We start from the raw sequence: 12,573 nt of genomic DNA on the forward strand, positions 1-12,573 counted from the left end.
TATGCGGCACCTTGAAAACATCTACCGCCTGGGCGTGAAGGAAATCTGGAGCCTGATCCGCGACCCGATGATGCTGATCCTGATCCTCTACACGTTCACTTTGGCCATCTACGTGGCCGCCACGGCCAAGCCGGAAACCCTGCACATGGCTTCGATCGCCATCGTCGACGAGGATGGCTCGCCCCTGTCCGGGCGCATCGCCTCGGCCTTCTTCCCGCCGCAGTTCACGCCGCCCGCCATGATCAACCAGGGCCAGGTCGATGCGGGCCTCGATGCGGGCCAGTACACCTTCGTGCTGACGATACCGCCCAAGCTGCAGGCCGACGTGCTGGGCGGGCGCCAGGCGGAGCTGCAGCTGAACGTGGACGCCACGCGCATGAGCCAGGCCTTCAGCGGCAGCGGCTACATCCAGCAGATCGTCGCCGGCGAAATATCCGAATTCGCCAAGCGCTACCGGGGCGCGACGGTCTCGCCCGTGGAACTGGTGATGCGCGCGCGCTTCAACCCTTCGCTGAGCCAGGCATGGTTTGGCTCGCTGATGGAAATCATCAACCAGGTGACGATGCTGTCGATCATCCTCACGGGCGCGGCCCTGATCCGCGAGCGCGAACACGGCACCATCGAGCATCTGCTGGTGATGCCCGTGACGCCGGCCGAAATCATGCTGGGCAAGGTCTGGTCGATGGGCCTGGTGGTGCTGCTGGCTGCCGCCCTGTCGCTGAACCTGGTGGTGCGCGGCATGCTGCACGTGCCCATCGAAGGCTCGATCGCGCTGTTCCTGTGCGGCGCGGCCCTGCACCTGTTTGCCACCACCTCGATGGGCATTTTCCTCGCCACCGTGGCGCGCAGCATGCCGCAGTTCGGCATGCTGCTGATTCTCGTTCTGCTGCCGCTGCAGATGCTCTCGGGCGGCAGCACGCCGCGCGAAAGCATGCCCGAGCTGGTGCAGAACATCATGCTGATCGCCCCCACCACGCATTTCGTCGAATTGAGCCAGGCGATCCTGTACCGGGGCGCCGGCATCGACGTGGTATGGAAACCGTTCCTGGCCCTGCTGGCCATCGGCACGGCCCTGTTTACCTTCGCGCTGGCGCGTTTTCGCAAGACCATCAGCCAGATGGCGTAGGCCCGGTGCCGGAATGTTCCGGCGCCTGTTTGCATGAAAAGGATAGCCATGAAGATCGAATCTGCTCCATTTTTTTCCACCGGCGGCTTGCCGTCCCTGGGCATGCTGGGCGACTATGCACGCGACTCGTGGCAGCGCATCGTGCTGTATGCGGACGTGATGCGCCGGCGCGGCAACCAGTACCAGGAGCACCTGGCCGAGGAAGTGCCGAACGTACTGGATTTTCCCGCCGAACTGGTGATGTCCGGCCTGGAGCTGGCGCGCCCCGTCAACTACGGCCTGGCGCGCATCCTGACGCCCGACGCGCCGCAGCCCGATGCGTCGAAGCGCCCCTTCGTCGTCGTCGATCCGCGCGCCGGCCATGGCCCCGGCATCGGCGGCTTCAAGGCGGAAAGCGAGATCGGCGTGGCCCTGCGGGCCGGCCATCCGTGCTACTTCATCGGCTTCCTGCCCGATCCCGTGCCGGGACAGACGGTGGAAGACGTGATGCACGCCGAGGCGGCCTTCCTGGAGAAAGTCATCGCCCTGCATCCGCTCAGCGAGGGCAAGCCCGTCGTCATCGGCAATTGCCAGGCGGGCTGGCAAATCCTCATGACGGCCGCCATGCGTCCGGAGCTGTTCGGCCCCATCATCGTGGCCGGCGCGCCCGTGTCGTACTGGGCCGGCTGGCATGGCCGCAACCCCATGCGCTACGCGGGCGGGCTGATGGGCGGCAGCTGGGCCACGGCGCTGGCGGGCGACCTGGGCAACGGACGCTTCGACGGCGCCAGCCTGGTGCAGAATTTCGAGAAGCTGAACCCGGCCAACACCTTGTGGACCAAGCAGTACAACCTGTACGCGAACATCGACACGGAAGCGCCCCGCTACCTGGAATTTGAAAAATACTGGGGCGGCCACGTGTTCCTCAACGACGTCGAGATGCAGTACATCGTCGACAATCTGTTCATCGGCAACCGCCTGGCCACGGCCGAGCTGATCACCTCCGACGGCGTGCGCCTGGACTTGCGCAATATCCGTTCGCCCATCGTCGTGTTCTGCTCGAACGGCGACAACATCACGCCGCCGCCGCAGGCGCTGGGCTGGATCACGGACCTGTACCGCGACGACAACGATGTGCTGATGCACGACCAGACCATCGTCTACGCCGTGCATGACAGCATCGGCCACCTGGGCATCTTCGTCTCGGCCAAGGTGGGGCACAAGGAACACCAGAAATTCGCCAGCAATATCGACCTGATCAACCTGCTGCCGGCCGGCATCTACGAAGCGCGGATCGTCGACAAGACGCCCGACACGCCGAACGCCGACCTGGCCAGCGGCGACTACGTGCTGCAGGTCGAGCACCGCGGCATCGAGGACGTGCGCGCCATCGTGCAGCCTAGCGTGGAAAACGACCGCAAGTTCGCCGCCGCCGCGCGCGTGTCCGAAGTGAACCTGGCCTTGTACCGCACGTTTGCGCAGCCGTGGGTGCGCGCCATGGTCACGCCGCAGTCGGCGCGTTTCCTGCAGCTGTCGCATCCGCTGCGCGTATCGTACGAGCGCTGGACCGACCACAATCCGCTGGCCAAGCTGGTGGCCAGGGAGGCGGAAAAAGTGCGCGCCCACCGCCAGCCGGTGGCGCCCGACAATCCGCTGCTGGCCATGCAGGAAGCCATCTCCGGCGCCATCACGGCCGGCTTGAACAGCTGGCGCGACTGGCGCGACATGGCGCAGGAAACCACCTTCGACCTGGTGTACGGCTCGCCGCTGGTGCAGGCGTTGACGGGACAAGCCATCGGCGACACTACGCCGCCGCGCCCCCATCCCGGCATCTCGCCCGAGCATTGCGAATACGTGCGCTGCGAAACGCGCAAGATGGACGAGGACATGCAGCGGGGCGGCCTGGTGGAAGCGGCCGTGCGCGCGCTGTTCTACATCTACCGCTTCCGCATGATCGCCGACGAGCGCCGCGTCAACCTGGCCTTGAAACTGATCAAGCCGCAGTACACGCAGGATTTCAGCATGGAGGAATTCCGCGGCATCGTGCGCCAGCAGGCGCGCTTGATGCTGCATGATTTCGATGCCGCCATCGCTGCCTTGCCGACCTTGCTGTCGCGCGCGGAACCGGATGCCATCGGCGCGCTGGGCGAATGGTTGCAGCAGGTGCTGCAAGTGCCCGAAGCGCCGACGCCGGACGAGGAAGCGAGTCTGCAGCAGATGCTGGAGGTATTCGACCGGGCCATCCAGGCGCAAGCCAGGGCGCTGCCGCCGGCCGCGCGCGCATCCCAGGCGGCATCGCGGCCTGTTTCCCGGACCAAGGCCAAGGCCAAATCCGCCAAAAACATTACCCCTGCCTAGAAGACCACGATGACTACCAACCAAGACGATGATTTGCATATCGTGCGTAACCGCACCTTCGACCAGATCGCCATCGGCGACAGCGCCAGCATCACCCGCACCCTGAGCATGGACGATATCGCCCTGTTCGCGGTGATGTCGGGCGACGACAACCCGCAGCACCTGGACGCCGAATTTGCCGCCTCCAGCCGCTACCAGGGCGTCATCGCCCACGGCATGTGGGGCGCGGCCCTCATTTCCGCCGTGCTGGGCACGCGCCTGCCCGGCGCCGGCACCGTCTACACGGGCCAGACCCTGCGCTTCCTGCAGCCCGTGCGCGTGGGCGATACCCTGGCCATCAGCGTCACCGTCACGGCCCTCGAACCGCGCAGCCGCCACGTGACCCTGGCGTGCCGCTGCGTCAACCAGCATGGCGCCGTGGTGCTCGACGGCGAGGCGCAGGTGATCGCGCCCGCCGAGCAGATCGAACGCCAGCGCGCCACCCTGCCCGAAGTGCGTCTGCACAACGGCGACGGCACGCGGCGCCTGCTGGAACATGCGCGCACCCTGGGCCCCATCAAGGTGGCCGTGATCCATCCTTGCGATGAACTGAGCTTGTCGGGCGCTCTCGACGCGCATGCGGCCGGCCTGATCACGCCCGTGCTGGTGGCGCCGCGCGCGCGCCTGGAGGCGGTGGCGCTGGAAGCTGGCCTGAATCTCGCCGGCATCGCCATCGAGGACGTCGAGCATAGCCATGCGGCCGCCGCGCGCGGCGCCGAACTGGCGGGCAAGGGCGAAGTGGAGGCGCTGATGAAGGGCAGCCTGCACACGGATGAACTGATGTCGGCCGTGCTGGCCGCCAGCGCCGGCCTGCGCACCAAGCGCCGCATCAGCCACTGCTTCCTGATGCAGACGCCCGCGTATCCGCGTCCTTTCATCATCACTGACGCTGCCATCAATATCGCGCCCAACCTGGCCATGAAGGCCGACATCGTGCGCAACGCCATCGACCTGGCGCACGTGATCGGCGTGGCCCAGCCGCGCGTGGCCATCCTGGCTGCCGTGGAAACGGTGAACGCGGACATGCCGGCCACGCTCGATGCCGCCGCCCTGTGCAAGATGGCCGACCGCGGCCAGATCGCGGGCGCCATCCTTGACGGCCCGCTGGCTTTTGACAACGCCGTTTCGATCGCCGCCGCCACCGTCAAGGGCATCGTCTCGGAGGTGGCGGGCCGCGCCGATATCCTGCTGGTGCCCGACCTGGAAAGCGGCAACATGCTGGCCAAGCAGCTCGAATACATGGGCGACGCGGACAGCGCCGGCATCGTGCTGGGCGCGAAGATCCCCGTCATCCTGACCAGCCGCGCCGACTCGCGCGCCAGCCGCATCGCCTCGTGCGCCATCGCCGTGATGCTGGCCAACCATTACCGGAGCACGCCGCCATGAACGCACCCGTGACACATGCAGACGGCACCCTGATCCTGGTGCTCAATTGCGGCTCGTCGAGCATCAAGTTCGCCCTGTTCGAACAGGCGGACGGCGTGCTGCCGCAGCAGGCGCAATGGAGCGGCAAGGTCGAAGGCATCGGCCGCGAACACGCCACCTACCGGGCCGGCGGCCTGCCTGCCGTCCCGCTGCAGCTGGACCCGGCGCAGCCGCACCATGCGGCCCTCGAATACATCCGCGCGCAAGTCGTGGCGCAGCTGGCCGGGCGCCCGCTGCGCGCCGTGGCGCACCGCGTGGTGCACGGCGGCAGCAAGTATTTCGCCCCCGTGCGCATCGATTTCGCCGTGCTGGCGGACCTGAAAAGCTTCGTCCCGCTGGCGCCCCTGCACCAGCCGTTCGCCCTGGAGGCGATCGAGGTGCTGCTCGAATCGCGCCCCGATATCGCCCAGGTGGCGTGCTTCGACACGGCGTTCCACCACACGGTGCCGCAGGTCGAGCAGATGCTGGCCCTGCCGTACGATGCGTGGGAGCGGGGCTTGCGCCGCTACGGTTTCCACGGCCTGTCGTACGAATACCAGTCGCTGGTGCTGGAGCAGCGTTTCGGCCCCGTCGCGCGCGGCAAGGTCATCGTGGCCCACCTGGGCAGCGGCGCCAGCCTGTGCGCGATGGACAATCTGCACAGCGTGGCCACCACCATGGGCTTTTCCGCGCTCGACGGCCTGATGATGGGCACGCGCTGCGGTTCGCTGGACCCGGGCGCCGTCATCTACCTGATGGAAATCGAAAAACTGTCGCTGGAAAAAGTGGCGCACGTGCTGTACCACGAATCGGGCTTGCTGGGCGTGTCCGGCGTGTCGGCCGACCCGCCCGTGCTGCTGGCGCAGCAGGACCGGCAGGATGCCACGGGCGAGCGCATCCGCGCCGCGCTGGTCCTGTACATCCGCCGCATCGTGCGCGAGATCGGCGCCCTGACGGCTGTGCTGGGCGGGCTGGACATGCTGGTGTTTACGGCCGGTATCGGCGAGCACAGCGCGGAGCTGCGCCAGCGCATCTGCGCCGAACTGGGCTTCATCGGCCCCGTGCTCGACGGCGAAGCGAACGCGCGCAACGCCAGCCGTATTTCCACCGGTGCCAGCCGTATCGTGGTGGGCGTGGAACCGGCCAACGAGGAATGGGTGGCAGCCCGCCACGCGGCATTGGCCGTGTGCGCATGAGGTCCTGAACGCCGGCAGCGTGCTCAATGGAAAATTTGCCGAATTGCACATATTTTCCGTTGAGTGCGCCAACGCACTGTGTAGTTTCTGCTTTGTCTTTACGATGAAGTCATGCCATCGAGCTGCTGTCAACCACAGCCCGATGCCTGGCAAATTTGGAACATTTTGCCCGCCTTTAGTAAAAATAACTCGAATCCATATTGAAAGGTCTCATCATGAACAAATTACTCGCCGCTCTGATCGCCACCCTGTTTGCTACCGCTGCCTTCGCTCAAACCGCACCCGCAACGGAAGCGGTCGTGAAAGCCCAGGCTTCCGCACAAAAAGATGTCAACAAGGCTGCCGCTTCGGAAGCCAAGGTCGATGCCAAGGCTGACGCCAATGTCGCCAAGGCAGAAATGAAGGCCGACGAAAAGAAAGCCGACGCCCATCACAAGGCGAATAAAACCAAGGCCAAGGCTCACGACAAAGTCGTCAACGCCGATGCGGAAGACAAGCTGAAAGCGGAAGCCAAGGCAGACAAAACCGATGCCAAGGCCGATGCGAAAGCCACCAAGGCCGCCGTGAAAGCGAACGCCAAGGTCGCCAAGGAAAAAGTGGAAGCGAACGCCGACAAGGCCCTCGCCGCCACCAAGACGGAAGAAGCGAAGGCCAAGGCCGACGCTGAAGTCAAGGCTGCCGCCGCCAAGTAATTCCCCGTTTGCAGGCCACGGCCTGCATGCCCCAAAAGACAGCTGCGGCTGTCTTTTTTTTCGTCCGCGGTTTTTCCCTGCTGCCGCTTGCCAGCCTTGATCTGGCGCAAATGCTCCGCTTTTCGTCATGCCATAGTGAGCTGGAAAATAGATGAAGGAGACATCATGAGCACCGCTAAGACGAAAAAAGCACCGGCTACCGGCTCTGCCGAAGGCATGTCCGCCATGTCTTCCATGCAGGCGATGCCGGTCGAGGGCGACATCCACGCCAGCGTTGCCGCTGCCGGGAGCCGCGACGCCATGCCGGGGCCGCGCCTGGGCGTGTCATACGCGGACCAGCAGGCCGCCACGCATGCCGCAGCCGGAAGCATGCCTGGCGGCGGCATGCAGCAGGCATCGCAGGGCATGGCAGGCGCCAGTTGCATGCACGTGGGCGATGGCGGCGGCATGGGCGGCGGCCGCGATGATGGCGGTGGCGGTGGCGGCATGGGCGGCGGCGGAGGAGGGCAGGGCGGCGGCACGCCGCAGGTGCGCACCTGCGCCACGATGGATGTGCACCGCCGCCTGCTGACGGAAGATCCGTCCTATGCGAGCGTACGCGCCGATATCGAAAACCTGGCCGGGCTCTACGAGGGCGGCGGCAGCATCGCCGGACGTTCCGGCGTGACGCAGATACCGGTGGTGGTGCACGTGGTGTGGAACACGGCCGCGCAGAATATTTCGGACGCGCAGATCGCCAGCCAGATCGACGTGCTGAACCGCGATTTCCGGCGCGTCAACCCGGATGTGAACGGCACGCCGGCGCCGTTCCTGCCGCTGACGGCCGATGCGCGCGTGGAGTTCGCCCTGGCCACGACCGATCCCCATGGCGCGGCGACCAGCGGCATCGAGCGGCGCCAGACGACGGTGGCATCCTTCGGCGCGGACGATGCCGTCAAGTCGCAGGCGACGGGCGGCATGGATGCCTGGCCGGCCGACAGCTATCTGAATATCTGGGCGTGCCAGCTGGGCGGCGGCTTGCTGGGCTACGCGCAGTTTCCCGGCGGTCCGGCCGCCACCGACGGGGTGGTGATCCTGCAATCGGCCTTCGGCACGACCGGCACGGCGGCGCCGCCGTTCCACCTGGGCCGCACGGCCACGCATGAAATCGGCCACTGGCTGAACCTGAACCATATCTGGGGCGACGACGGCACGGGGTGCTCGGGCACGGACAATGTGGCCGACACGCCGAACCAGGGCGGGCCGAACACGGGCCAGCCGTCGTTCCCGCATATTTCCTGCAGCAATGGACCGAATGGCGACATGTTCATGAACTACATGGATTATGTCGACGATCCCGCCATGTTCATGTTCACGGCGGGCCAGGTGGCGCGCATGCAGGCTTGCCTCGACGGGCCGCGCGCCAGCATCGGCAGCGGGACTGGCGGTACTGGCGGCACGGGTGCCACGCCGCGTCAGAGTTCCTCGCCCGTCGTGGCCTGGGGCGCGAACCGCCTCGACGTCTTCGTGCTGGGCACGGACCGCGCGCTCTACCACAAGGCCTGGAATGGCACGGCCTGGGCACCCTCCGCCACCGCTTACGAAGGGCAGGGCGGCATCGGCACCAGCGCGCCGCAGGCGGTTTCGTGGGCGCCGAACCGGCTGGACGTGTTTGTGACGGGCACCGACAGCGGTCTGTTCCACAAGTGGTGGAATGGCACGGCCTGGGGGCCGTCCCTGACCGGCTATGAAGCGCTGGGCGGCTTGTGCGCGGGGGATCCGCGCGCCGTGGCCTGGGGACCGAACCGCCTCGACGTGTTTGTCGTCGGCACGGACCGCGGCCTGTACCACAAATGGTGGAACGGCAGCGCCTGGGGGCCGTCGCTGACGGGGTATGAAGCCATGGGCGGCATTTGCCTGGGCCAGCCGGAAGCCGTGGCCTGGGGAGCGAACCGCCTGGACGTGTTCGTCATCGGCACGGACCACGCCCTGTACCACAAGTGGTGGGACGGCACGGCCTGGGGGCCGTCGCTGACGGGCTATGAGCGCCTGGGCGGCATCTGCACTTCGTCGCCCAAGGCAGTGGCGTGGGGACCGAACCGCCTCGACGTGTTCGTCACGGGCACCGATGGCGCCCTGTACCACAAGTGGTGGGACGGCGCGAAATGGGGACCGTCGAACGATGGCTTCGAGCGCCTGGGCGGCATCTGCGTGGGCGAGGTGGAAGCCGTGTCGTGGGCGCCCAACCGGCTCGACCTGTTCGTCATCGGCACGGACAGCGCGCTGTACCACAAGGCGTGGAACGGCAGCGCCTGGAGTCCGTCGCTGACGGGATTTGACAACCTGGGTGGCATCAGCACCTCGCGTCCGCGCGCCACGGCCTGGGCGCCGAACCGTCTCGACGTGTTTGTCACGGGCACGAATGGCGCCCTGTTCCACAAGGCGTGGAACGGGACGGCCTGGTTGCCCTCCGTGAGCGGTTATGAAAGCCTGGACGGCGTGGTATCGTGTTTCTGACGTCCATGTTTTAAACGGGAGGCGGCATGCACGGCATGATGATGGCTTTGCCCAGCGGTAGCTGGACGCATTCCTTCGAGGAAGATGCGGACGGTATCGAGGTGTACCGGCCCACGGCCACGTTCCCCTTTCCGCCCAGCCGCAGGGGGCGCAAGGTGCTGGAGTTCGGAGGCGGAACCGGGAGCCTGGCAGGCGGGGAGGCGAACATGACCAGTATGGCACCCGGCCCCGATGACCGTCCCCGCGCCGGTCCCGTTGCCCGGCTGCGTCCGCTGGGCATGGGCCGCTTTGCCGTTGAGGATGTCGCGGGGGAGCAGGACGTGATCGACATCGTCGAAGCGACGCCCGACGTGCTGCGCCTGTCGCGGCGCTAAGATTCGCCAAGTTCGCCAAGTTCGCCAAGTTCGCCGGGCTCGCCGCGCAGCTTGTATGCGAGCGCCGTGCGGTTGCCCACGCCGAGTTTCTGGTAGATCGCATGCAGCTGGTTGCGGACGGTGGCCGGCGACTTGCCCAGTTCCCTGGCGATGCTTTTATACGGCAAGCCTTCGGCTACCATGGCCGCGACCAGCCGCTCGGCCGGGGTCAGGCTGCCGCATGGCAGCGTGCCTGAAATATTGTTGCTCATCCCTGTACTCCTGTGTTGGGGCGGCATGCCGATGGCATGCCTGCAGGGATAACGGAGGCGGACGGGGAATATGCAAAATTATTGCAGGGCCGGGGACGCTGGCCGGAGCAGGAAGCAGGAAGCCGGAAGCCGGAAGCCGGAAGCCGGGACCGTAGCGCGAGCCGAGGCAGGGACCATGGCAGGGGCTAGGGCAGGCGAAAAAAAAAGACAGGCGAACCTGTCTTTTTCTGCACCGTACACGGCCTCGCGGCCGTACCCGTCAGCTTGTCAGCCTATCGCCGCCATCGAGACCGGTTTCAGCTTGGCTGCCAATGCCTTGCCCTTCTTCGCGCGCTTGCCGAAGTGGTCGGCCAGGGCCGTGGCGCCCAGTGACGCATCCTGTGGCTTCGATCCCCGGCCGATGCCCGAGACCACCACGCCGCGCTGGGTGATCGGCTGCACGGCCAGCAGCTTGTCCTTGGCGTCCAGGTCGATCAGCTTGACGCCGGTGCCGCCCTTGGACAGGGTTTTCATTTCATCGAGGCCGAACACCAGCAGGCGCGCGCCTTCCGTCAGGCAGGCCAGGGCGCTGGCCGCCTCGGGGATGACCTTCGGCGCCAGAGGCACGTCGCCCTCATCGAGGGTGATGAAGGCCTTGCCGCCCTTCAGGCGGCTCGTCATGTCACCCGCCTTGGCGATGAAGCCATAGCCGGCGCTCGTCGCCAGCAGCAGGCTGGTGGCGCCATTGCCCGCAAAGTAATGGAGGATGCGCACGGCGTTGCCCGGCGTGCCGCCGCTCAGGTCGCACAAGGTCGTGATCGGCACGCCGTCGCCGCGCGCATTGGGCAGCGCCGAGACGGGAACCGAGTAAATCTTGCCGTTGTTGCCAAAGCCCAGCAAGGTGTCGACCGTGCGGCACTCGAAGGCGCCATGCAGGCTGTCGCCGGCCTTGAAGGTGAACTGCGCCGCATCGTGGCCGATGCCGGTGCGCGCGCGCACCCAGCCTTTTTCCGAGATGATGACGGTGACCGGTTCATCGACCACCTTCTGTTCCGCCACGGCTTTCTGCGCTTCCTCGATCAGGGTGCGGCGCGCGTCGCCGAACTGCTTGGCGTCCGCTTCGATTTCGCGGATGATGGCGCGTTTCATCGAGCCCGGGTTGTCGAGCAGGTCTTGCAGCGACTTTTCTTCCTTGCGCAGCTCGGCCAGTTCCTGCTGGATCTTGATCGTTTCCAGGCGCGCCAGCTGGCGCAGGCGGATTTCCAGGATGTCGTCGGCCTGGCGTTCGGACAGCTTGAACGCTTCGATCAGGGCCGCCTTCGGTTCATCCGAATTGCGGATGATCTGGATCACCTTGTCGATATTGAGCAGGATCGCTTCGCGCCCTTCCAGGATATGGATGCGGTCCCTGACCTTGCCCAGTTTGTAGCCGGTGCGGCGCGTGACGGTCTCGAAGCGGAAATCGATCCACTCGCGCAGGATGTCGCCCAGGCCTTTCTGGCGCGGACGGCCATCGCCGCCTATCATCACCAGGTTGATCGAGGTCGATGATTCCAGCGACGTATGCGCCAGCAGCATCAGCATGAATTCCGTCTGGTCCTGGTTCTTCGATTTCGGTTCGAACACCAGGCGCACGGGCGCGGCGCGGCCCGATTCGTCGCGGATGGTGTCGAGCGAATTGAGGATCAGCGCCTTCAGGGCCACCTGGTCCGGCGACAGCGCCTTCTTGCCCAGCTTGATCTTCGGATTCGTCAGTTCTTCGATTTCTTCCAGCACCTTTTGCGACGAGGTACCGGGCGGCAGTTCCGTGACGACGGCTTGCCACTGGCCGCGCGCCAGCTCTTCGATCTTCCAGCGCGCGCGCACCTTCATGCTGCCACGGCCGCTCGCATACATGTCCTGGATCTGCGAGGGCGGCGTGATGATCTGGCCGCCACCGGGGAAGTCGGGGCCCGGCATGATGGCCATCAGTTCGGCGTGCGTGATCTTCGGATCGCGGATCATGGCCACCGCTGCCTTGGCCACTTCCGCCAGGTTGTGCGACGGGATTTCCGTGGCCAGGCCCACGGCGATACCGGAGGCGCCGTTCAGCAGCACCATCGGCAGGCGGGCCGGCAGCAGCTTCGGCTCTTCCGTCGAACCGTCGTAGTTGGGCTGGAAGTCCACCGTGCCCATGCCGATTTCATCCATCAGCAGCCTGGCGATCGGCGTCAGGCGCGCTTCCGTGTAGCGCATGGCCGCGGCGCCATCGCCGTCGCGCGAGCCGAAGTTGCCCTGGCCATCGATCAGCGGGTAGCGCAAGGAGAAATCCTGCGCCATGCGCACCAGCGCGTCGTACACGGACTGGTCGCCGTGCGGGTGCAATTTACCCAGCACGTCGCCGACCACGGCCGCCGATTTGCGCGGCTTCGCCGTGGAGTTCAATCCCAGCTCGTTCATCGCATACAGGATGCGGCGTTGCACGGGCTTCTGGCCATCGCAGACGTCGGGCAGGGCGCGGCCCTTGACCACGGAGATGGCGTAGTCGAGATAGGCGCGCTCGGCGAAGGTGGACAGGGTCAGCGCTTCGCCGTCGAATACCGGTTCATCCGGCTCGATCGGCTCAGGCTGGGCATCGTCAAATAAATTGGTTTGTGTGGACATGGCGCTTGTTTCGGTATTAAGTGGTTGCGGTTGAAT

General features: G+C 65.9%; 9 protein-coding genes. 7 read left to right on the forward strand and 2 right to left on the reverse strand.

Features of this window, described 5'->3' with window-relative positions:
* Position 1 precedes the first annotated feature (1 nt).
* From GCN74_RS01970 to GCN74_RS28625, 7 genes are all read left to right on the forward strand, one after another.
* Positions 2 to 1,126, forward strand: a complete 1,125-nt coding sequence (locus tag GCN74_RS01970; RefSeq protein WP_152255087.1) for an ABC transporter permease — start codon at positions 2 to 4, stop codon at positions 1,124 to 1,126.
* 48 nt (positions 1,127 to 1,174) lie between these two features.
* Positions 1,175 to 3,463, forward strand: a complete 2,289-nt coding sequence (locus GCN74_RS01975; protein ID WP_413541515.1) for a DUF3141 domain-containing protein — start codon at positions 1,175 to 1,177, stop codon at positions 3,461 to 3,463.
* Between the two features lie 9 nt (positions 3,464 to 3,472).
* On the forward strand, positions 3,473 to 4,888 hold the full coding sequence (locus GCN74_RS01980) for a bifunctional enoyl-CoA hydratase/phosphate acetyltransferase (protein ID WP_152255088.1): 1,416 nt from the start codon (positions 3,473 to 3,475) through the stop codon (positions 4,886 to 4,888).
* On the forward strand, positions 4,885 to 6,102 hold the full coding sequence (locus GCN74_RS01985; protein ID WP_152255089.1) for an acetate/propionate family kinase: 1,218 nt from the start codon (positions 4,885 to 4,887) through the stop codon (positions 6,100 to 6,102). Before GCN74_RS01980 ends, GCN74_RS01985 begins: the two co-directional genes overlap by 4 nt.
* Positions 6,103 to 6,317: 215 nt before the next feature.
* Positions 6,318 to 6,794 (forward strand): hypothetical protein, encoded by a 477-nt coding sequence (locus tag GCN74_RS01990; RefSeq protein WP_070224288.1) that lies wholly within the window; start codon positions 6,318 to 6,320, stop codon positions 6,792 to 6,794.
* A 165-nt stretch (positions 6,795 to 6,959) separates the two neighbouring features.
* A complete protein-coding gene (locus tag GCN74_RS02000) occupies positions 6,960 to 9,290 on the forward strand; it encodes a M43 family zinc metalloprotease (RefSeq protein ID WP_226938815.1) in 2,331 nt (776 codons plus the stop codon).
* 206 nt (positions 9,291 to 9,496) lie between these two features.
* Entirely contained in the window at positions 9,497 to 9,664 is a 168-nt protein-coding gene (locus GCN74_RS28625) for a hypothetical protein (RefSeq protein WP_193316929.1), read from the forward strand.
* Here the strand turns inward: GCN74_RS28625 and GCN74_RS02005 are convergent.
* Both GCN74_RS02005 and parC read right to left on the reverse strand, forming a co-directional pair.
* The gene (locus tag GCN74_RS02005; protein ID WP_193316930.1) at positions 9,661 to 9,915 is read right to left on the reverse strand and encodes a helix-turn-helix domain-containing protein; all 255 of its coding nucleotides are present in this window, start codon (positions 9,913 to 9,915) and stop codon (positions 9,661 to 9,663) included. The two genes, GCN74_RS28625 and GCN74_RS02005, sit on opposite strands and share 4 nt — an antisense overlap.
* A 267-nt stretch (positions 9,916 to 10,182) precedes the next feature.
* Positions 10,183 to 12,537 carry a DNA topoisomerase IV subunit A gene (parC, locus tag GCN74_RS02010; protein WP_152255092.1) on the reverse strand — a complete coding sequence of 785 codons (2,355 nt, stop codon included), beginning with the start codon at positions 12,535 to 12,537 and terminating at the stop codon, positions 10,183 to 10,185.
* Positions 12,538 to 12,573 lie beyond the last annotated feature (36 nt).

This window comes from Janthinobacterium sp. FT14W (assembly GCF_009208755.1).
Lineage (GTDB): Bacteria > Pseudomonadota > Gammaproteobacteria > Burkholderiales > Burkholderiaceae_D > Janthinobacterium > Janthinobacterium violaceinigrum.

Coding starts and splice junctions, on each gene's coding strand:
- GCN74_RS01970 (WP_152255087.1), top strand. CDS start 2: ATGCGGCACCTTGAAAACATCTACCGCCTGGGCGTGAAGGAAATCTGG.
- GCN74_RS01975 (WP_413541515.1), top strand. CDS start 1,175: ATGAAGATCGAATCTGCTCCATTTTTTTCCACCGGCGGCTTGCCGTCC.
- GCN74_RS01980 (WP_152255088.1), top strand. CDS start 3,473: ATGACTACCAACCAAGACGATGATTTGCATATCGTGCGTAACCGCACC.
- GCN74_RS01985 (WP_152255089.1), top strand. CDS start 4,885: ATGAACGCACCCGTGACACATGCAGACGGCACCCTGATCCTGGTGCTC.
- GCN74_RS01990 (WP_070224288.1), top strand. CDS start 6,318: ATGAACAAATTACTCGCCGCTCTGATCGCCACCCTGTTTGCTACCGCT.
- GCN74_RS02000 (WP_226938815.1), top strand. CDS start 6,960: ATGAGCACCGCTAAGACGAAAAAAGCACCGGCTACCGGCTCTGCCGAA.
- GCN74_RS28625 (WP_193316929.1), top strand. CDS start 9,497: ATGACCAGTATGGCACCCGGCCCCGATGACCGTCCCCGCGCCGGTCCC.
- GCN74_RS02005 (WP_193316930.1), bottom strand. CDS start 9,915: ATGAGCAACAATATTTCAGGCACGCTGCCATGCGGCAGCCTGACCCCG.
- parC (WP_152255092.1), bottom strand. CDS start 12,537: ATGTCCACACAAACCAATTTATTTGACGATGCCCAGCCTGAGCCGATC.